Below are 20,220 nucleotides of genomic sequence, written 5' to 3' on the forward strand. Positions count from 1 at the left end.
TTGCTATTCGCGTTCGCGTTATTTAACGACTACGTTGACTTTGACTTTCTTGCCGCCGAACGACACGGTTATCGTCGCTTTGCCCTTGCCGTTCGCCTTGATCAGACCGTCCTTGGCGGTAGCTACCGCGGCTTTGGACGTCGTCCATAGGCCGGCCTTGCTCACGTCCGCTTCGGATTGATCCGCGTAGGTCGCGGTCGCTTTGAGCTGGAACGTCGAGCCTTGGGCCATCGTTACGTTGACGTAATCCGTCTCCAGATACTTCAGCGTGTCGACATCGACGGCAACCTTCGCCGTCTTGCCGGCGTACTTGACGGTAATGGAGGTCTTGCCGTACGCGACTGCCGTCACCTTGCCGTCCTTAACCGTCGCAACCTTAACGCTGCTGGACTTCCATTCCGATAGGTCGGTGACGTCCTTCTCCATTCCGTTGCTGAAGATCGCCGTCGCGGTAAGCTTCGTTGTGCCTCCGGACTTCATCGACAGGTTGGCTTCCGACAATTCGATCCGGCTGATCTGATCGACGCCGACCGTGATCGTGACCGACTGTCCTCCGTAAGTGGCCGTGATCGTTGCCGTGCCTTTGGCGTAAGCGGTCACGAGGCCTTTCTTGACGTCCGCTACGGAAGGCTTGCTCGACTTCCAGGTCGCTTTGTCGTTGACGTTGACAGGATCGCTGTCTTCGTCCACCGCGGCGGTCAGCGTAATTTGCTGTTTGTCGCCTACCGACAGGTTAAGCGCGCGAGTATCCGCTTCGACGACATCCGCCAGTCCTACCTTAACCGTATAGGTGAGGGACAACCCCCCGTATTCGGCTTTGACCGTCGTCGAGCCTTCCGCTACCCCGGTGATCACGCCGTCCTTGACGGTCGCGATCTTCTCGCTGGCCGAGGTCCACTCCGCTTCCGTTCTAACGTCCTTATCTCCGGAAGAGATGACGGCCGTCAGTTCCGCCGTGGCTTCTCCGTCCACGTCGACGCGAATCGTCTTCGAATCGGTCGTCAGCTTGGACGGAATGTCTACGTATACCGTAACCTTGGCCGTCTTGCCTCCGTAGGTGCCGCTAATGACGGCCTTGCCCATCTTGTACGTCGAGATCAAGCCGTTCTTGACGTAAGCGACATCCTCGTCGCTGGAGCTCCAAGTCGCCTTGTCGGTGATCTTGGCGGTTTGGCCCGTCGAATAGGTAGCCGTCAGATAAACCTGCCTGTCGACGTCGCCGGCGCTCAGCGTCAGCTCATCGTCGCTGATCTCCAAGTACCTGGCGGTCTCGACATCGACCGAGATCTTGACCGACTTGCCGCCATAGGTTGCCGTAATCGTCGCGGTACCCGATGCCACGGCCGTAATGACGCCGTTGCCGCTTACCGTGGCGACGGACTCGTTGCTGGATTTCCAAGTGGCCGAGCTCGTCACGTCAGGAGTAGGGTTCTCGGCGGAGGAATCGGCCAACTCCGCCGTAAGCGTGATGGATTTGGTGTCGCCAGCTTGCAAGAACACGTCCGTGCTGCTTGCATTCAGAACGGAGGTGGCATCGACATCGACCGTAATCTTGGCCGTCTTCGAGCCGTAAGTGGCGGTCAGGGTCGCCGTTCCGTCTTTGTAGCCGGTAATGACGCCGTTCAGAATGTCGGCAACGTCCTCGTTGCTGGACGTCCAGGAAGCGATATTCGTAATGTCTTTCTCGGAGTTATCCGCGTAAGTCGCCATGAGCTTGATGCTCTTGGTCTTCTTCAACAGCAGGGAGACCTGCGTCGCGCTCGCGTCGATGCGCTTGGCGGTGGAAACATAAACCGTCATCGAGACGCTCTTGCCGTTATAGGTCGCGGTGATCGTGGCGGTGCCGGCCGCGACCGCGGTGACGACCCCTCCGTCCACCGTCGCGACGGCCTCGTCGCCGGACTTCCATGTTGCCGAACCGGTTACGACCTTGTCGGACGCGTTATCCCCATAGTTGGCGTTCACTTGGGCGGTAGCTTGTTCATTCGGTTCCAGGAAAATCTGAGGCGTGGTCGTCGTCAGGCTGCTCGGGACGTCGACGTAAACCGTAACGTTGGCCGTCTTGCCGCCGTAGGAAACCGTGATGACGGCCGTTCCCGTCTTGGTGGCCGTTACTTTGCCTTTGACGGCGAAGGCCGCGTTCTCGTTATCGGACGTGTAAGAAGCCGTGCCGGCTACGTTCGACGTGGATCCGTCCGCATAAATCGCCTTGACCGTCAAATCGGAAGTGGCTCCGGCCGACAGCGTCAGCTTGGACGGAGTCACGTCCAAATACTTGGCCACTTCGACATCGACCGTAATCGAAACGGACTTGCCGTTGTACGTAGCCGAAATGATGGCAGAGCCCGACTTATGGGCCGTGATCTCGCCTTCGTCGACGGACGCGATCGAGGAATCGCTCGACTTCCATTCGGCGCTGCCCGTCACGACCGAGCTTCCGCCCTCCGCCAGCATCGCGGTCAGCGTAAGCTTCTTCATATCGTTAACGTTTAAATACAGGCTGTCGTCGTCAACCGTCAAAATGGACGTCTTGTCGACGTCGACGGTGATCGTCGTGCTCTTGGTGCCGTACGTTGCCGTCAAGGTAGCCGTGCCTGGCCCGTAGCCGTGGATTTCGCCGTTTACGAAGTCGGCTACGTCCTCGTCGCTGGACGTCCAGACGGCGCTGGAGGTGACATCCGCCGGCTCGCCGTCGGAATACGTCGCCGTAAGCTTGACTTCGGCGGACTTGTTCAGCAGGATCGAGACCTTGGAGTGATCGGCTTCCAGCCGGCTGATCACCTCGACCTTCGTATCGACGGTCACGGTCTTGCCGCCGTAAGTCGCGGTAATCGTCGCCGTACCGGCGCCGATCGCCTTGACTTTGCCGTTGACGACCGTCGCGACATTGTCGTTCGTGGACGACCAATCGGCATCGGCCGTGACGTCAGCCGTCATATTGTCGCTGTAAGTGGCCGTCAGATTGATCGTAGCTTCGGCGCCCTTGCGCAGATCCAGGCTTTGCTTATCCTTCGTGAGCGCTTTGACCTTCTTCGTGACGGTGACTTGGGCCGTTTGCGTCACGTTGTTATAGGTAGCGGATACCGTCGCCGTTCCTACCGCCTTGGCCGTAATCGTTCCGTTGTATATAGTGGCAACCTTCGTATCCGAGCTGCTCCAGGTGGAATACACCGTCAGATTCTCCGTCGAGTTGTCGCTGTACAGGCCCGTCGCGGTGAGCGAATAAGAATCCCCCAGCGACAAGGTCACTTCGTTGGTCGATAGAATGATCTTGGACAAAGTAGCGGTGGACGCGCCATAGGCCGATGTCGCAAACACGACACTCAGAACTACGGCAAGCATCAGCGATATCCATCGGTTCGTTCTTTTGGTCGACTTCATTAAATCCTCCTGGTTAGCCCTATGTATTTACCTCTAACAGTTGTTAACGGCAAATTTCAGCGGAAAATGAAGGAAATTCGCGAATTGTGAACAGAATTAGGACCATCGACTCACAAAAGCTCGTATGGAGACAAAAACAACCCCATGCAACCGAAAGCCGCATGGGGTTGTGCCTCCGTCAGGCATGGACGGGAGCTTCTAAAGGCGCGATTCGATAACGATCCGACTTGCCGCTTCTGAGCTTGAACAGCGCCAAGGTAAGGACGATAAACGCGGCCGCGTATGCCGCCAGCAGCAGGAGCTGCTCTCCGATCGAAGACGCCGAGCCTCCGGCGAGCGCGAGGCGAAGCGCCTTGATCGCGTGCGTCATCGGCATCCATTCGCCGATCGTCCGCAGCCAGCCGGGAAGCATGACCGCCGGATACGTGCCTTCGCTGGAGGCCAGCTGCAGCGTCAGCAGAACGACGGCGACGAAGCGCCCGATCGTATCCGCGAGAGTGACGAAGAACTGCACGATCGTCATGAACGTGAGCCCGATCGCCGCGCTGATCGCGTAGAAGAACGGAACGTTCGGCACGTCGAGGCCGATTCCGTAGATCAAGACCGTATCCACCAGAATCGTCTGAAGGAGCACGACCGGAGCGAACAGCATCAGCTTCGACAGATACCATCTCCAGCCGCTTCGAACCCGGCCGGCCGCGTCCCTGAGCGGCAGGATCACCGTCGACATGAGCACGCCGACATAGAGGCCCAGCGACAGGAAGTACGGAGCCATCCCCGTTCCGTAGTTCGGAATGTTCGCCAGTTTGTTCTCCGACAGCGATACCGGACCCGCGAACATCGCCGCCTGCTCGTCATTGCCGCCCAGCGACGAAGCTTCCTTCGATGCCTCGCCCAGCTTGCCGGCCAGCTCGGTCGAGCCGTCGCCCAGCTTCGCGATGCCTTCCTCCAGCTTCTCCGAGCCTTCGGACAGCGAGGACGATCCTTCGCTGACCGTGAGCAGGCCGCTGCCGGCTTGCTTCAGCCCCGCGCGAAGGGATTCCGTGCCGGCAAGCACCTGCTTCACGCCTCCGGACAGCTCCTTGGCCCCGGCAGACGCTTCGTTCAGCTTGCCGTTGAACGTCGCGAGCCCCGAGTCCAGCGTGCCGACCCCGCTCTGCAGCTGAGCCGCGCCGGATGCCAGCGCCTGCTGCCCCTCGCTCATTTGCTCGGCGCCGGAAGAGACGCTCGCGACGCCTTGCCGGAGCTGATCCGCGCCGGAAGAGACGGCTTCCGCCGCCGCGATCAGCTTCTGCAGCGCCGCGTCGTCCGCCAGCTCGCCGTGGGCCGCGGCGTATTGCTTCAAGCCGGCGGCCAGCTCGCTTGCGCCGCTCGCCACTTGCTCGCTGCCGCCCCGAGCGCTCGAGGCTCCGGCAGCCAGCGTCTTGCCGCTCTCCGCCAGCTGCCGCGCGCCCGAAGCGACGCTCGCGGCGGCCGCCTGCGCTTGGTCCGCGCCGGCCTGCAGCTGACTGCCCGCCGAAGCGAGCCCGTCAAGCCCTTCGGCAAGCGACGCGCTTCCGGAGTCGACCGTTTTCACGCCGGCCAGCAGCTTATCCGAACCGTCGGCCAGCTTGGCGACGCCCTGCTTCAGATCGACCGCGCCGCCGGTCAGCTTGGCCAGGTTGTCGTGAAGCTGCCGGGCTCCTTCCTGAGCGGACTTCGCCCCATCGGCCAGCTTGGCGGCGCCTCCCGCCGCTTCGCCGAAGCCGTCCGCCGCATCGCCGATCGAAGCGAATACCGTCTCGGCGTACGCCTTCGTGACTTCGTTCGACACCTTCTCCTTAAGGCTCTCGGCCGCTTTGGAACCGATCGTCGACGTCAGGTAATTATAGCCGTCGTCGACGTAATAGCTTAGCTGGGCAGCCTCCGGATTCTCGTTCTTCAGCGTCGTCGTCTTCTCCGAGAAGTCCTCCGGAATCACGAAGACAAGCGAATACTCGTGATCCTCCAGTCCCGCCATCGCCTTCTCCCAGTCCGCGACCTGCCAGTCGAAATCCTCGTTGCCCTGCAGCTCTTCCAGCAGATCCCGGCCAATATGAAGCTCCTTGCCGTCCATGACGGCTCCCTTGTCCTCGTTCACCACCGCGACCGGCATCTCGTCAAGCTTGCCGTACGGGTCCCAGAACGCTCCGATAAGCATCCCGCTGTATAGCAGAGGAATAACGATCAGTCCGACGATGGACAGCATCGCCATTTTGCTCCCCTTAAGCCTCTTTAGCTCTCCTCGGACGACACCGGCCTCTTGCGTCTTATTCCTCTTCATATCACTTAACATCCCTTTCTCATGGTACTAACTGACCAAATTCCTCATTCGGTCATTCTTAGGCAAAAAAAGGTTCAGCGAATCGCCAACCCTTCAAAACAATAGAACCGGAAGCTCTCGAGAATCTCTTCCTTGCCGAGCGGTTCGTGAAGGTGATGCCCTTCCGCCGTCAGCGCCAAATACATCTTGAGCATCATATAGGCGGTCAGCTCCGGCGAGCAGGGACGAATCTCTCCCTTATCGGACGCTTCCTTGACATGCCGGGCAATGTACCCGATGATCGCCTTCTCCACCTTCTCGAGGCCTTCCTTCGCCATCGGCGTGCCGATATCGCGTACCTCCTGCGACAGCTTGGCCGCGAGCGCATGACGATCCCGATAGTCGGATACCTTATGGAGAACGTTCATCAAGTTGTCGGCGAAAGGCAGCTTCCCGTCCTGCGTTTCGTCCGCCACGACCTTCAGCTCTTGGATGAGGCCCTTCATGATCTCTTCGAACAGCTCTTCCTTATTCGCGTAAAAAGTATAGATCGTCCCCTTGCCCACTTGGGCGAGCTTGGCTACCTGATCCATCGTCGTGCCCTTGTAGCCGAACGTCTCGAACGATCGGGCCGCGGCTTCCATGACCTGACGGCGCCGGTCCGGCTGCTTTCTCTCCGCCATGATCTTCACCCCCTCCAAAAAAACTGACCAAAATAATAATCCGGTCATTTCGTTCCCGTACCCTAAAATAGCACATCCGGGAACGCCATGCAAGAGCGGCGTCATAAAGTCCCAATTCAATACGGATCTTGTAGTCCTTGAGGACTTTTTCGTCTTTCAGAGATTGTTCAGAAAGGGATAATATAATACTCTTAAAAAAAATCACCTGGTACAAATTGGGTTTGGAGGTTCGGCAGATGAACATTTCGAGAAGAAACGAACCGTTTCGCTATGAGTTTACGCCCTCGGTTCCTTGCCTTATTCAGCTTTACGAAGTGAATAACAGTAAGTTGGAGAGCAAGCAGGGGCAGGCTCAGCTTCTCGATCTAAGCCCGAACGGCTGCAAGCTGGATACTCCGCTTAATTTTCGAACGAACCAGAATTCCTGCAAAGTGATCCTGACCTTCGATCTTATCCGGAAAATGAGCATTCGCGGATCGATCCAATGGCAGGAGCAGAAGGCGCATTCCTCCCATTACGGCATTCACTTCGAGGAGGATGCCAAGCAGGAGATTACGGAAGAGCTGAAGCAGTACGCCCGCAAGCAACGCGAAGAAATGGTCCTGCAAGAGGATTGACCTGCGAAAATAAAGAATGAAAGCCGCGCGGAGTTCGGACTCCGTGCGGCTTTCTTTGCGCGTTGCGTATGGTGTGTACGGATTATGCGCTTCGGGTTGCTGCCCGTTGCGTGCGATGCGGGACTACTTCCGAAGTTTCTCGAGCGCCTCGGCGAAGTCGTCCGGCAGCGGAGCTCGCGCGGACAGCTGCTCGTTCGTCCATGGATGACGCCAAATCAGCCTCTCCCCGTGCAGCGCCTGCCGCGCGATCAGCCCTCTTTTGCCCCCGTACATTCCGTCTCCGGCTAGCGGATGGCCGATCGCGGACAGGTGGACCCGAATCTGGTGCGTCCGTCCCGTCTCCAGCCGAAGGCGGACCAGCGTGTGATCGGCGAACCGTTCCACGACCTCGTAATGCGTCACGGCCGGATCTCCCGTCTCGCTTACCCTTCGTTTCGTCGAGTGGTGGCGATCCTGGCCGATCGGCTTGTCGATCGTCCCTTTGTCTTTCTCCAGAACGCCTTCCGCCAGCGCAAGATAGATTCTCTCGATGTTCTTCTCTCGCATCGCTTTGTCATACTGATAATGCGCGAATTCGTTCTTCGCGTAGAGGACGGGGCCCGTCGTCTCCTTGTCGATGCGGTGGATGTGGCGGATGCGGACGTTCTGGTTCGTCATCTCGTAATAGGAAGCCACTCCGTGCGCAAGCGTGCGACGCTGCCCATGTTCGCTCGGATGAACCTCGATCCCCGATGGCTTGTTCACGACAAGCGTAAAATCGTCCTCGTAAAGCACGTTCAGCTCCATCCAGTCCGAAGGAAAATCGATCGACTCCGCCGGAAATAGCCGCAAGCGGAGGTTCGAGCCTTGAAGCACGATCCCCTTGCCCTGCAGCAGCTTGTTCGCGAGCTTCGGAGCCAGCGGCGTCTGCTGCATCACCTTCTGGATCGGGGCGCCGACGAGCGAATCCGGCAAGCGAACGTCGATCCATTCTCCTTTGCGGCGTCCAAGCTTCAGGGGCTCCGCGTAGGAACGTACCAGCTCGCGATTGCTCATGGTCCTGACGTCTTGCTCGCCCTTGCGGGGTCTATCGCCGCTCGGCCGCCCCTGTCCGGCCATGCTTGTCCGGCCGGAGCCGCGGCGTCCTTCCGCTCGCCCTTCACCGCGCCAGCGGTCCCCGCTCCGCCCATCCCCTCCGCTCCGGGAGGCTCCTCTTTGCGTTCCGCCGTGGCCGCGCGTTCCGCCGTGGCCGCGCCCGCCGCTCTGCGAGCCGCCTCCTTTGCCTCCGCGCGATCCGCTTTGCTCCTGCCGATTCCGTCCGGCTCCTCTCATGCCTATCCACTCCGTTCTCCATCTTCGCCCCACAATATAAGGGATCGAGCCGGAGATGTCAAATACTCGCGGTTTCCCCTGATTTCGACAAGGGAACGAGCAAGCCGCAGGCCGCTTTTTCTGTCGAATGCAGCCTTCCATATTACGGTTTGTTTACAAATGATAGATTCGAGCCATCCCTACAAATTCCCCTAAAATAACACCGTTTCCACTTTGAGGAGAACGTGATAATTTGATGTCAGAGGGAGATTCCTTCTATTATAAATTGACAGGAGGATGGACGATGGACACGAACGAAGAAGTAGTCGTCGAAGAAGTTTTGGAAGCGGATGCACAATCCGAGTCCGACGTGGAAGAAGCGGCAGCCGAGCAAGAGGAAGCCGTAGAAGCGGTAGAAGAGGCTGCCGAAGAACCCGTTGCCGAAGCGCAAGCGGAGGAAGCGGAAGCAGCAGCCGAAGAGAGCTTGGAGGAGAGCTCTGAAGAGGCAGCTCTTGAAGACCAAGCGGAAGAACCGGCAGCCAGCGCTTCGGACGAGCAAGCCGAAGAGACCGAAGCGGCTCTGGACTGATTCTTCTTATCATAAAGAATGGGAGCCTAGCGGCAGGCTCCCTTTTCTATTTGGCGCGCATCATGCTCTTCAGCATCCACTTGCGCTCTTTTCTTTTCATATATTTCGGCAATGCCCGATAAATCGTCCTGCACTCTTGGAACGCGCTCTTCGCTTCTTCCTTGCTTCCCATCCTCTCGTAAACGAGACCTAGCCGGTAGTAGGCTTCGCAGGAGGAGGAATGAACGGTTTTGAACTCCTCAAGGTACTTGATAGCCTTGGCCGGATCGGATTCGGCGAACGCTTCCCCCAATCGGAGATAAGGAATGCCGTATTTGACGCGCGGACTGATCTCCAGCGCCTTAAGCATCGCCTGTTCCCCTTCCGGAAGGCGTCCAAGCCCCAGCTCGCTCAGCCCGAGATCGCTCCAATACTCCGCCGAGTGTTCCATGCGCGACTCGATTTCGCCGAGAATCTCGTTCGCTTCCCGGTATTTTTTGCCCTCGAGATACAGCCTCGCCAGCTCCGTCTTCGCCGACACGTCGTGCGGACTCATCTGGATCTGCCTTCGCTGCCTGTTGATCGCGCTGCGTCTTCGGAAAGGCCGGAAGAGGCTCGGAGACAGCCCGATGAACCTTCTCTCCAGAAAGTATAGGATGACCAGGATAACGATGATGGCCAAGAACGGATTGCCTAATATCCACCAGAGGAAACCGAATAGAAAAAATAGCTTCAACGCTCTTCTCCTCTCCCCTATGCAAAACGTCTCCGGATTGTAACGTCTCCGAATTGTAAAACGTTTCCTTGGATTCCGCTTTTCTCATGATATCATATCCCGGCGGGTTTGCATTGGACATCGTTTCTCGTTGGCTCGGGGCGTACCATTATCCCCTTCGATCCGGTGTCGGGAAAAGCCGCTGGCGTACCATTATCCCCTTCGATCCGGTATCGGAATAGCCGCCGGCGTACCATTATCCCCTTCCATCAGGAACCCGGCGGCCTTACCCGGCGCGTAGCGGTCGCTTCCATCGGATCGTCGGGCCAATAATGCTTCGGATATCTACCCTTAAGATCCTTGCGGACCTCGAAGTACGCGTTCGACCAGAAGCTGGCGAGATCCCTCGTCACCTGGACAGGCCGCTGCGCGGGCGACAGCAGGTGCACCGTCAGAGGCACTTTGCCGGCCGCGATGCGCGGGGTGTCCGGCAGCCCGAACATCTCCTGAAGCCGTACCGCGATAAAAGGCGCCTCCGGATTCGAATAATCGATCGGGATCCTTGAACCGCTGGGCACCGCGATATGAGTCGGGGCCTCGCGATCCAGCATCGAGCGAAGCTCCCAGGTGAGCGAAGACTCCAAAGCCTGCGTCAGGTTCAAACGCTGCAGGTCGGACCTGCTCTTCATGCCTCCGAGGTAGGGGCCGAGCCATTCCTCGAGGGTATCCAATAGCGCGGCGTCGGACCAGTCCGGCCAAGCGGGATCGTGGGCGGCGAGAAAAACGCCGCGCTCCTGGAGCTGTCGCGCGGAGCGACTCCAAGGGAGCATAGCGAGTCCCTCCTGGCGAAGCCCTTGAAGGAGCGCTTCCGCGACCTTCTCGGGGGACGGCTTCGCCAGGGGACGCTCGGAGAGGACGATCGCTCCGAGCCTGCGGACCTCCCGCGCCCGGACCGCCTGGGCTTCGGCGTCCCAGCGGACGGTCTCTTCCAGGCGGATCGAGGAGGCGAAATGCCGCTCGAGATCCGCCTCCGCCAGGGCCGCGGCAAGCTGTACGCGGCCCTCTTGGCCTTGGTCGTCGAGCTCCGCGACGACCAGGTACTCCGCTTGGGCGAGGAGCTGCCCCCCGGGCAGCTCGGCTCCGCGCCCGATGCTGAGCGTGTATCGGCCGGGCCCCCGGCGGCGGCCGATGCGATCCGGATACGCGAAGCCGAGCAGGACGCCCCATGCGTCCTCAACCGGCGCAGCCTTCGCTGGCGGAGCGCTCGCTGCTCCTATAGATTCCAGGGAGCGTCTCAGCTCCGAAGCTTCGGAGAGGAGCCTCGTGCGAACGCGCTCGTCGACATTGGCTCCGCCGTCGCGTAGCGCCCTGACGCGAAGGGAGATGTCCGCATTGCGGGCACCGTCTCCTTTAAGAAGATCGCGCTCGCCAAGCAAAGCGGCCAGCAGGCTGGCTTCCTCGATCAGCCCGAGCGGAGCCGATCGCAGCAGCATGTGCGCCAGACGGGGATGCACCCCGAAACGGGCCATTTGCTCGCCATGAGGGGACAGCTTCCCTTCCTCCGTTAAACCGCCCAACTCCGTCAGCAGCTCGCACGCCTGATTGTAAGCCGCCGGAGACGGAGGATCCAGCCACGCCAGATCTTCGGGGTTATCGACTCCCCAAACCGCCAGGTCGAGCGCAAGACCGGCCAGATCGGCTGCCAAAATCTCGGGCGTCCCCACCGGAGCCAAATGCCGATTCTCCTCTTCCGTCCATAGCCGATAACAGACCCCCGGCGCCAAGCGTCCTGCCCGGCCTCTCCTCTGATCGGCCGATGCCCGCGATACGGGGAGCGTCTCCAGCCTAGCCATTCCGGTTCGCGGCGAGAACCGGGGAACCCTCATGAGTCCGCTGTCGACGACGATCCGAACCCCCTGCACCGTCAGGCTCGATTCCGCCACCGCCGTGCTCAAAACCACCTTGCGCCTTCCCGCTTCGCTCGGCGCCAGCGCGCGATCCTGCGCCTCCTGCGGCAGGCTTCCGTGCAGCGGCGCCACGTCCACCGCGCGATCGGCCAGCGCCGCGCGAAGACGAGACTCGACGCGCCGAATCTCGCCCGCGCCGGGAAGAAATACGAGCACGTCGCCTTCCTCCTGCTCCGCGAGAGCTCTCAGGACGACCGCGGCCGCCTCCGCCTCGATCGTCCCTTCCGCCTTGCGAGACGCGTACCTCGTCTCGACGGGGAACATCCGGCCTTCGCTTCGCACGATCGGCGCTCCGTCCAGCAGCATGGCGACCGGCTCCGCCTCCAAGGTCGCCGACATCACCGCGACGCGAAGATCCTCGCGGAACAAAGACCGACACTGCAGCGCGAGAGCAAGCCCGAGATCCGCCTGAAGGCTTCGCTCATGGTACTCGTCAAAAATAACGAGTCCCGCTTCCTCCAGCGAAGGATCGCTCTGCAGCATTCGGGTCAGCACGCCTTCCGTCACGACCTCTATGCGCGTTTTCGGGCCCACTCTCGTATCCATTCGGACCCGATAGCCGACCGTCTCCCCCACCTTTTCCCCCAGGGTAGAGGCCATGTATCTGGCAGCATTGCGGGCCGCCAGCTTCCTCGGCTCCAGCATCACGATCTTCTTCCCGCCGAGCCAAGGCTCGTTCAGCAGCGCGATGGGCACCCTCGTTGTTTTGCCCGCTCCCGGCTCCGCGACCAGCACGACGCTTCCATGGTCCCTTAGCGCCTCTCTGAGCTCGGGAATCGCCTGCTCCACCGGCATTTGTGCCGCCATTTCTCCGTCCCTCCAGCTTCCGCCTCCCGGCAGCCGATCGCCCATGCTCAAGGCCGCCGATAACAATAAGAATGTCTTCACCTTATTACAGTTTGCCGGATCGATCAAGCTCCTCTTCCCCTGCCTAGATAACGGCAGCACAGGCTGGCACCAATCTCAAAGTCCACCGGCGTACCATTATCCCCTCCGATCAGGAGCACGCCTATGCGACACCCCCGGAGCCAAAGGGATAATGGTACGCCTAAGCCTTAAACAGAATGTACTCCGCTGCGACGAGGAAGATTATGGAAAAAATCGACAAACTAGCCGTTGCAACACGGACAAAGACGGCGATAGAGTGGCAGCAGCGAAGGAAACATCGATATGGAAAAGGAGCCGCATCCTCCGGATACGGCCCACGCGTCTAGTCCCCCATACGGCCAAGCACGCCGCTAAGCTCTCCTCAACGACTGTAAATGTCCAATACCGAGTTCCAGAAATACTGCTCGTAATAGGAAGGAGCCTTGTCCAGCTTACGGATCCAGACGGAAGGCTTCTGGGCGGAATCGTCTCCCAATAGGACGCGATTGCGATCGCCTCGGTCGGAGCGGACCCAAGCGAGCCTCGCAGGGGGTAGATAGGCCGGAGCAAAGTCTCCATAACCTCCGGGCGGGGAGGTTAACTTGGATTGGCGGCGGTCGCGGAGCTCGATAAGGACGAGGTAGGGAAGCGGGCGCTTGGCCGGGTCGGCCGTCCACTCCGATTCGTAGGACCGCGAAACGACGATTCGGTCGTTCCCTTCCCAAGCGAAGTCGCGATCCGCATAGCCTTCGGGCGTAAGGACGACAGGCTTGTCCGCGGGGACATCGACGACCTTTATCCGCTTGTTGCGCGTAGCTTCCCGCCCTTCCCCTTCGATGAAGGCAAGCTTGGCTTCGCCGGGGGACCACTGAAACCAAGCCTCGTTCCGGACCATGTAACCGACGCGCAGAAACCGCTTGCCGTCGGAGGACAGGACGCAGAGGGAGTTGGAGTCGGCCGAGAAAGAAGCGGTAGGCACCGCCTGGAAAGCGACCCAGCGTCCGTCCGAGGACCATTTGAATATTCCGTTTCCGATGGCGAAATTCCGGTCCGCCGTGAAGGGGATCGTGTATAAAGGATGAAGCTGTCCCGGTTGGTTCAGCCGAACCGTGCCGATGCGAATGGGTTCCCAGCCATCCGGCGCGGTACGCGGCACGGAGGAGACGATAAAGCCGCTGCCGTCCGGGAGCCAGCCGTAATTGCCGACTTCCTCTACGGCTCCCGAGGCCGGTCCCGCAACATCCGTCCCCGCTCCTTTGCCTCCTCCCGCACCCGCTTTTGCTTCTTCTCCTACTCCTTTTCCAGCCACTTTCCCATTCTCGGTCCCGCCCCCAGTCCCTTGTTCCACTGTGGTCCATAGGAGTTTGTTCTCCTCCAGATAGGCAAGCCTCCCTCCGACCGGGGACCATTGGAAGTTCGACCCTCCGTTGGCCGAGATCCGCCGCGTCTCCTCCTTTTTTACGTCTAACAGCCATAGCTCTTTCACTTCTTCCCCAACGGCATAAGCGACCCAGCTCCCGTCCGGCGACCACCTCGGCGTTTGCGCTCCGGAGCCTTGCCCGACTTGCTTCTCCGTTTTGCCGATAGCGATCCATAGCTTGCCGCCCCTTACGAACGCAGCCTTCAGCCCTTCGGCGTTCACGGAATTCTTCGGCTTCGCTTGGGCGTAATCGCCCGTTCCGAGCATCATGGCAAGCATCGTTGCGAGCATGCAGGCGATCATAACGATTTTGGTCTTCATGGCGGCCATCCCTTCGAAGGTTCGTTTCCCTGTTACGGTTGCCAGAAGACGGAAGGAGCATGCAGGTTGGGAAAATGAAGCCATAACCTTTACAATAGAGCTATAGCGGGCAAAGGAGGCTGTTCAAAATGGGTCTTATCGTCAGCATGTTCGGTTTTACTAAGGAGCAAGAGAACCAAATTCGCGAGGCGGCGCCGGGATGGGACGTCGCGTTCGGCAAGCCTCAGGAGATTACGGCGGATCAGTTCGCCGAAGCCGAGATCGTCTGCGGGTGGCATCCGGCGGCCGTCCAAGGAGGAGCGCTCGCGGAAGGCTCCAAGCTGCGCTGGATCCAATCGGGCTCGGCCGGGGTGGATAATTTTCCTTTGGACAAGCTTGAAGAGCGCGGGATTCTCCTGACGACCGCTAGCGGCGTGCATCCGGTTCAGATGGCGGAGACGGCGTTCGCGATGCTGCTGTCCTTCACGCGCAACGTCCACCACGCCATCCGCAACCAAGTCGCGGGCAAGTGGGATCGCGCCGGGAATTACGGCGAGCTCCGCGGACGCACGATCGGAATCGTCGGCGCCGGGCAGATCGGGACCGAGATCGCAAGAATCGCGCAAGCTTTCGGCATGAGGACGATCGGCGTTCGCCGCACGGGACAAGCGGCGCCTTATTTCGACCGGATGGCGAAGACGGAGCAGCTGGACGAGGTGCTCGCCGAGAGCGACGCGATCGTCAATATTTTGCCGGGGACGGACGAGACCTACCGGCTGTTCGGGTCCCGCGCGTTCGAACGGATGAAGAACGATGCTCTCTTTATCAACCTTGGCAGAGGGACGTCCGTCGACACCGAGGCACTGACGTCCGCTCTGCAAGAAGGCAAGATCGGAGGAGCCGGACTGGACGTCTTCGATCCCGAACCCCTTCCCGAAGGGCATCCGCTCTGGTCGCTCCCGAACGTTATCATTACTCCTCATATCGGAGGGATGACGGACCGCTACAAGGAGAGAATGGCGGACTTGTTCGTGGAAAATCTGAGAGCCTACCTCAAGGATGGAGCGCCTGCCAAAAACCGGGTGGATTACAAGCAGCGTTATTAAGAAGAATAAGCGACCCGCAGGGCCTGCATGCCCTCGGATCGCTTATTCGTTAGGGGGAGAATGCCCAGCTCTCTCCTCCGATGACGGACGCGATCGCGCTGTCCTGGCCGAGCGTGACGGCGAAGACCGAAGCGCCTGGTTCCTCTTGGCTTCCCGGTTCGCCGTACGCTTCGGAGACGAGCCAATGAACCCCCGGCTCGAGGCTCCCGAGAAGCATCGGGATGACCGTTCGCGGGTGCAGGACGTTCGTGTTCGGCTGCGCATGGACGGCCTCCGCGCGATCGTAGCCGGCGAGCGACACGATGGAGCTCGTGCCGAGCGAGCCGGAAGCGGTCGCCCGCAAGCCCTCCGCATGCTGGCGGGTATCGTCCTGCAAGCCGAGCGCGAAGCCTCCTTCCGCGACGTCCAGCGGACGGCCGGTCTCGATGCGGTGGACCCGAAGGTGGCGCGGCAAGCCCGCGACGATCCACGTGCGAACCTCCACGTCGGTCCACGGCTTCCATCTCGAGTAGAGGAGGCGGCCGTCGATCCGGGTTTCTTCATTCTTCCGCCGGACGCGGTAGAGGTTATCCCGCTCGCACAGGGCGAGCATCGAGTCGAACGCTCCCTGCGAGACGCCCCATTCGGCCTTCGGAACGCTGAAGCCGAAAGCCGTCGAGTAAGCGAACTTCTCGTACTTGGCCGAGGCGTGCGCGTGCTCGTTCGTTCCCGCGTGCCCGGCGTTGAAGGCGGCGACGTGGCCGCTCTCCTTCCGCCGGACGAGCACGAGATCGGCCGGCTTCTGGACGGACAAGGCGTCCAGTTCCGGCAGGGGGAGCTCCTCCGCGCTCCAGAAGGGGTGATCCTCGGCGAGCGCGAGCGGAAGGAACGTCTTCATCGCCCAGTACGGCGAGCCGGGCGAGTTGTACTGCTCGGCGACGACGAGGCTGGGGTAGCGATAGCCGATCGTCAGCACGCCGGAGGCATCGAAGATCGGCTGCCGGAACCACCAGCGGAGGTGCCGCAGCACGATTCCCTTCGCGACGCCGGCCGGGTAGCCGTCGACCTCCGCATAGGCGTAGGCGCTCCAGAACGCCGCTTGGGAGAACCGGTACGCCATGCTTCGTCCGTAGGGCAGCGCGGAGCCGTCCTCGGCGAACCAGTGGATGAACGACCGCGCGAACAGGGCCGCTCTCTCCCGGTAACGAGCCGCGCGCTCGGGATCCTCCTCTCCCATCAGCTTCGCGTACAGAAGCCCGTAATAGTGGATCGCGAAGGGGCCGTAATAATCGGCATGTCCGCCGATCCCGTCGGTGTACCACCCTTCCCCCGCGTAGAAATCGTCGATCCGGTTCAGATTGGCCGTTAGCTGCTCTTCGTCGCAGGGTAGACCGATTTTGCGAAAACCGACGTTCACGAGAACGCGGAAAAACAGCCAATTGCAGTCCCAAACCGGATGATGGTTGATCTGGTTCAGCCACTGGTAGAGGCGGTCTCTCTCAGGCTGCGTTAGCGGCTCCCAGATTTGCTCCGGGATAAGGGCGAGGGCGAAGCCGAACGCGGCCATCTCGACGAGCCGCTGGTCGTAATCGCGAATGTCGCCCCAATATTCCTCATGCTCCGGGTTCGTCCCGTTCGCGATGCCCCTCAGGCAGGTCGGCCACAGCTCGGAGCCGCCTCCGCCCGCAAGGAAGGGAACCATCCCCCACAGCACCCGGGAGAAGCCCTCCATTCCGGCGACGCCCGGCGAGTAGCTCGTACCGGTCTCTCCGAGCTCGATGCGGGCCGCTCCGTCGGAATAGAACGGCTGAAGGGGCATGCTGAGCTGCTCGAAAGCGAGCTGAAAATCGGCTCTCGTTCGCAGCGGGTTGTGTTGGACCGGATGACGCCTTTTCCCCATGTTCCACTCTCCCAGCCGACAAGTGTTATTGCCAGAAAATCGTATTCGTCCCTCTAAGCCTTGCAAGCCCTTCGACAAAGAAGAAGTCCCCGTAGATAAGCGGCACGTCGACGTTCTTGCCTTCCGGGTAGTGGCCCGTGCCGTGCAGGATAAGGCCCTCTTGCTCCGGGTTCTCCCAATCGCCGTAGTTGCGGTAGAGAGATTCCAGGATTCTCTCCGCCGCCTTGCGATAGCTGTCCGCTTCCCGCTCGCCGACCTGATCGGCGATAAGCAGCAGGCCGCTCGCGGCGCAGGCTCCCGCCGAGGAATCGCGATACTTCGTCGCCTCGGGCGGGAGGCGGAAGTCCCAATGCGGCACCGAATCCTCGGGCAACTGCGAGAGAAAGAAATGGGCGACGCGCTTGGCGGCGTCCAGGAAACGCCGCTGGCCCGTATGGTGGTAGGACAGCGCCAGGCCGTAAATCGCCCATGCGGTGCCGCGCGACCAAGCGGATTCCGGCGCGTAGCCCTGACCGCCAAGCGCTTGGATTCTCTCTCCCGTGGCGGAATCGAACTGAACGATATGATAGACGGAGCCGTCCGGCCGGACGAAATGGTCCAGCACCGTCTCCATGTGCGCCGCGGCAACGTGAGCGTATCTCGGATCGCCGCTCTCCTTGGTTGCCCAATGCAGGAGCGGCATGTTCATGCAGCAGTCGATGATCGCGATGCCGGAGTTGTCTTCCCCTTCGGACCAGGGGTTCCAGGCTCGGATGTAGCGGCCCTTGAGGTTAAACCGGCCCGCGAGGTAGTTCGCCGCCTGCAGCGCGCGGCGGCGGGAGTTCTCGCTGCCCGTCAGCCGGTACGACGCGATGCTCGTCAGCGTCCACATGAAGCCCATGTCATGGTCAAGCTTCTCGTATCGGTGCAGGACCTCGTCCAGACGGTCCTCGCAGCCTTCCGCGAGAACGCGGAACCGCCCGTTGCCGGTTCCTTCGTACAGCTGCCACAGCATCCCCGGCCAGAAGCCCGCGGTCCACCAGTGCGGCGCCTCCAGCGCGTAGGTGCCGTTCACGCTGGCGTGCGGGAAGCCCGTGCCGATCCGCTCGGCGATACGGGCGACCTTATTCGCGGCTGCTCTCCACGCTTCTTCCAGCCAGTCCATCCTCTCCGCGTTCTGCTCGATGGTCAATTCGTCTCCTCCGTTTTCTCAAAGTCGAATCGCAGCTCGATCTTGAAGTTCGGCTCGCGGCTCTTCTTCACGAAGTCGAGCGCATGCCAGGTTTCCTCGCGGCCCATGTGGCCGCGATAAGTCCGTCTCTCCGAGCGCGCTTCCAGCTCGCTCGGATCGTACGCGATGCGCAGCGCGAAGCCCGCCTCGCCGCGCAGCAGCACGCTGCCGCTCTCCGCCTGCGGGGAGAGGCGGGTCACGATTCTCTCCGCCACGCTCTCCGGCGGCGCGGAGAACGCGTACTCGTCCGTCAACGTGAGCGACGGAAGCTCCGCCTTCCGCCAGACGAAGCTCCGGACGAGCGAGGTCAGCGCCTCCTGCCGATAGGCGGAGCTCATCTCGATCGCGAATCGCGCCTCCTCCTCGCCGCAGACGGCCTCGAGGACCGTCCCGGCGCTCTCGCGCCCGGGGAGCTGCCCGGCTCCGTTCACGATCGGAACCGCGTGGCCCTGCGAGCCGTTGCAATCGTACTCGTAGCGCCGGGGCCCGAAGTAATCGGCCGTGTATTCCCCGCTGCCGAGGTCGGAGACGAACGTCTCCCTTCCCGCGAGCAGGATAAACTGGCCGATGTCGTTGTGGTTGTGGGGCTCGTCGTTATGCCCCCCCTTCGCGGCGAAGCCGAACGTCCCGGCCCCCGTCCTCTGCCGGGACACGAGCCACTTGGCGTCCTCCAGGTACTCGTCCGCCGTCGCCCAGTCCGATCCGCCCTTCGCCGGATCGAACCAGAGGAAGCCCCGCAGGATCGGCGCCCAGCGGCTGCAATGGTCTTCCGTATACGCCGCGCGCAGCTCGGCCGGGGGCACCTCCGCGTCCGGATACCGCTCCGCAAGATAATGCAGCAGCCCAAGCGGCAGCTTCTTCCGGGCGGACGAATCGGAGAAGTTCACCGCCAAATCCCCCGCTAAGTAGCTCTTCTGCGGGAACGTCGCGATGCGGCGCACCTTCTCCGGAGCGAACAGGTCCGCCTTGCCTCCGGTCCTGCGGTACAGCAGGTCGGCAAAATAACAGTAATAGCCGAAGCCGTAAATCCAGTAATTGATCCCCTCGAGGCAGGCCCCGTCCTCCCCGAAGCCTTCGAGGTAGCACTCCACGCTGCCGATCGCCCTCCCGATGACCGCCGCCAGCCGCGGGTCGCCGCTTGGCATCGTCAGCATGGCGGCGCTGGCGATCGAGCCCGCGCAGACGGCCGACCAGTTGTGCGTGAACGTCTCCCAATGGAAGCCCGGCCCTTCGAGATACGGCCGGAAAATCCGCTCCTCGAGCTCCCGGCTCATTCGCTCGCGGATCAGCGGAGGCAGCCTGTCGCCGAGCAGCACGGCGATCTCGCTTAACGTAAAGCCCGTCTCCGCCGCGAACAGGTCGACGTGGACCCGGGCGTTGGAGTCCGGCGCGTGCGCGGGCACGGACCACGTGTACTCGTCGCAGATCGCCCAGATGGCGTCGGCGAGAAGCTCGCCGTATTCCTTCCGCTCCGGCTCCAGCAGGGCAAGCAGGGCGAACGTGTTCAGCCGCCGTCTCCGCTCGAAGTATGCGCTCTCATATTCGCGCCGGGTGCCCTGCTTTCGGTATAGCATGAACAACGAATAGGGCAAATCCGGCGTCGGAGCCTTTTCCAACCGGACGAATTCCTCGCGAATCTCGTCGATCGTCGCCTTGTGGTCGGGCGAGGCGGCAAGCCTCCGCCAATAGGCCTCTCTATCGTCCTCTTTAATCCCGTATAGCGCGAGGCCGGTTACGTTCGACTCGATCAGCGCCCTCCGAAGAGCTTCCCCTTCGGGAACGTATTGCCTCAACGTACCCGGCGTGCTTTCCTGCTTCTCCTTCGCGATCTCCGCTTCCCTCATCCGTCCGTTCCACTCCTTCTCCGTCTCTCCTTATTAGGCGAAGGGACCTTGTCCTTCCCGTTATCTAAAATTGTATAGAAGTTAGCCCCCGG

The 20,220-nt window shown here is 61.0% G+C and carries 13 protein-coding genes; 3 read left to right on the plus strand and 10 right to left on the minus strand.

What is annotated here, in order from left to right:
* Positions 1–18 precede the first annotated feature (18 nt).
* The 3 genes from H7B67_RS13555 to H7B67_RS13565 form a co-directional block, all read right to left on the minus strand.
* Positions 19–3,381 carry an Ig-like domain-containing protein gene (locus H7B67_RS13555; protein ID WP_185120385.1) on the minus strand — a complete coding sequence of 1,121 codons (3,363 nt, stop codon included), beginning with the start codon at positions 3,379–3,381 and terminating at the stop codon, positions 19–21.
* Positions 3,382–3,559: 178 nt separating this feature from the next.
* The gene (locus H7B67_RS13560) at positions 3,560–5,683 is read right to left on the minus strand and encodes a YhgE/Pip family protein (protein ID WP_185120386.1); all 2,124 of its coding nucleotides are present in this window, start codon (positions 5,681–5,683) and stop codon (positions 3,560–3,562) included.
* Positions 5,684–5,757: 74 nt separating this feature from the next.
* Entirely contained in the window at positions 5,758–6,345 is a 588-nt protein-coding gene (locus H7B67_RS13565; RefSeq protein WP_185120387.1) for a TetR/AcrR family transcriptional regulator, read from the minus strand.
* 236 nt (positions 6,346–6,581) lie between these two features.
* Here H7B67_RS13565 and H7B67_RS13570 point away from each other — a divergent pair, with 236 nt between their 5' ends.
* Positions 6,582–6,962 carry a PilZ domain-containing protein gene (locus H7B67_RS13570; RefSeq protein WP_185120388.1) on the plus strand — a complete coding sequence of 127 codons (381 nt, stop codon included), beginning with the start codon at positions 6,582–6,584 and terminating at the stop codon, positions 6,960–6,962.
* A gap of 123 nt (positions 6,963–7,085) precedes the next feature.
* Here the strand turns inward: H7B67_RS13570 and H7B67_RS13575 are convergent, their stop codons facing one another.
* Entirely contained in the window at positions 7,086–8,273 is a 1,188-nt protein-coding gene (locus tag H7B67_RS13575; RefSeq protein WP_245363584.1) for an RluA family pseudouridine synthase, read from the minus strand.
* Positions 8,274–8,556: 283 nt separating this feature from the next.
* Between H7B67_RS13575 and H7B67_RS13580 the strand changes: the two genes are divergently transcribed.
* Positions 8,557–8,841, plus strand: a complete 285-nt coding sequence (locus tag H7B67_RS13580; protein ID WP_185120389.1) for a hypothetical protein — start codon at positions 8,557–8,559, stop codon at positions 8,839–8,841.
* Between the two features lie 46 nt (positions 8,842–8,887).
* On the opposite strand, the gene H7B67_RS13585 is transcribed toward H7B67_RS13580, so the two are convergent.
* From H7B67_RS13585 to H7B67_RS13595, 3 genes are all read right to left on the minus strand, one after another.
* Positions 8,888–9,556, minus strand: coding sequence for a tetratricopeptide repeat protein (locus tag H7B67_RS13585; RefSeq protein ID WP_185120390.1), 669 nt, complete (start codon positions 9,554–9,556; stop codon positions 8,888–8,890).
* Positions 9,557–9,804: 248 nt separating this feature from the next.
* Positions 9,805–12,354: an ATP-dependent helicase HrpB gene (gene hrpB / locus H7B67_RS13590; protein ID WP_245363583.1), complete on the minus strand. Its 2,550-nt coding sequence runs from the start codon at positions 12,352–12,354 to the stop codon at positions 9,805–9,807.
* Positions 12,355–12,751: 397 nt separating this feature from the next.
* The gene (locus H7B67_RS13595; protein ID WP_185120391.1) at positions 12,752–14,110 is read right to left on the minus strand and encodes a TolB-like translocation protein; all 1,359 of its coding nucleotides are present in this window, start codon (positions 14,108–14,110) and stop codon (positions 12,752–12,754) included.
* A gap of 128 nt (positions 14,111–14,238) precedes the next feature.
* Here H7B67_RS13595 and H7B67_RS13600 point away from each other — a divergent pair, with 128 nt between their 5' ends.
* Positions 14,239–15,195 carry a D-2-hydroxyacid dehydrogenase gene (locus H7B67_RS13600; RefSeq protein ID WP_185120392.1) on the plus strand — a complete coding sequence of 319 codons (957 nt, stop codon included), beginning with the start codon at positions 14,239–14,241 and terminating at the stop codon, positions 15,193–15,195.
* A 49-nt stretch (positions 15,196–15,244) separates the two neighbouring features.
* Here H7B67_RS13600 and H7B67_RS13605 read toward each other — a convergent pair whose 3' ends face one another.
* From H7B67_RS13605 to H7B67_RS13615, 3 genes are read right to left on the minus strand one after another with little or no spacing between them, the layout of a single operon-like run.
* On the minus strand, positions 15,245–17,074 hold the full coding sequence (locus tag H7B67_RS13605; protein ID WP_185120393.1) for a DUF2264 domain-containing protein: 1,830 nt from the start codon (positions 17,072–17,074) through the stop codon (positions 15,245–15,247).
* A 25-nt stretch (positions 17,075–17,099) separates the two neighbouring features.
* Positions 17,100–18,218 carry a glycoside hydrolase family 88 protein gene (locus tag H7B67_RS13610; protein WP_185120490.1) on the minus strand — a complete coding sequence of 373 codons (1,119 nt, stop codon included), beginning with the start codon at positions 18,216–18,218 and terminating at the stop codon, positions 17,100–17,102.
* Between the two features lie 23 nt (positions 18,219–18,241).
* A complete protein-coding gene (locus tag H7B67_RS13615) occupies positions 18,242–20,128 on the minus strand; it encodes a heparinase II/III family protein (RefSeq protein ID WP_185120394.1) in 1,887 nt (628 codons plus the stop codon).
* Positions 20,129–20,220: the final 92 nt, after the last annotated feature.

Origin of the sequence: Cohnella thailandensis (assembly GCF_014212135.1) — a bacterium.
Lineage (GTDB): Bacteria > Bacillota > Bacilli > Paenibacillales > Paenibacillaceae > Cohnella > Cohnella thailandensis.

Coding starts and splice junctions, on each gene's coding strand:
- H7B67_RS13555 (WP_185120385.1), bottom strand. CDS start 3,381: ATGAAGTCGACCAAAAGAACGAACCGATGGATATCGCTGATGCTTGCC.
- H7B67_RS13560 (WP_185120386.1), bottom strand. CDS start 5,683: ATGAAGAGGAATAAGACGCAAGAGGCCGGTGTCGTCCGAGGAGAGCTA.
- H7B67_RS13565 (WP_185120387.1), bottom strand. CDS start 6,345: ATGGCGGAGAGAAAGCAGCCGGACCGGCGCCGTCAGGTCATGGAAGCC.
- H7B67_RS13570 (WP_185120388.1), top strand. CDS start 6,582: ATGAACATTTCGAGAAGAAACGAACCGTTTCGCTATGAGTTTACGCCC.
- H7B67_RS13575 (WP_245363584.1), bottom strand. CDS start 8,273: ATGAGAGGAGCCGGACGGAATCGGCAGGAGCAAAGCGGATCGCGCGGA.
- H7B67_RS13580 (WP_185120389.1), top strand. CDS start 8,557: ATGGACACGAACGAAGAAGTAGTCGTCGAAGAAGTTTTGGAAGCGGAT.
- hrpB (WP_245363583.1), bottom strand. CDS start 12,354: ATGGGCGATCGGCTGCCGGGAGGCGGAAGCTGGAGGGACGGAGAAATG.
- H7B67_RS13595 (WP_185120391.1), bottom strand. CDS start 14,110: ATGAAGACCAAAATCGTTATGATCGCCTGCATGCTCGCAACGATGCTT.
- H7B67_RS13600 (WP_185120392.1), top strand. CDS start 14,239: ATGGGTCTTATCGTCAGCATGTTCGGTTTTACTAAGGAGCAAGAGAAC.
- H7B67_RS13605 (WP_185120393.1), bottom strand. CDS start 17,074: ATGGGGAAAAGGCGTCATCCGGTCCAACACAACCCGCTGCGAACGAGA.
- H7B67_RS13610 (WP_185120490.1), bottom strand. CDS start 18,218: ATGGACTGGCTGGAAGAAGCGTGGAGAGCAGCCGCGAATAAGGTCGCC.
- H7B67_RS13615 (WP_185120394.1), bottom strand. CDS start 20,128: ATGAGGGAAGCGGAGATCGCGAAGGAGAAGCAGGAAAGCACGCCGGGT.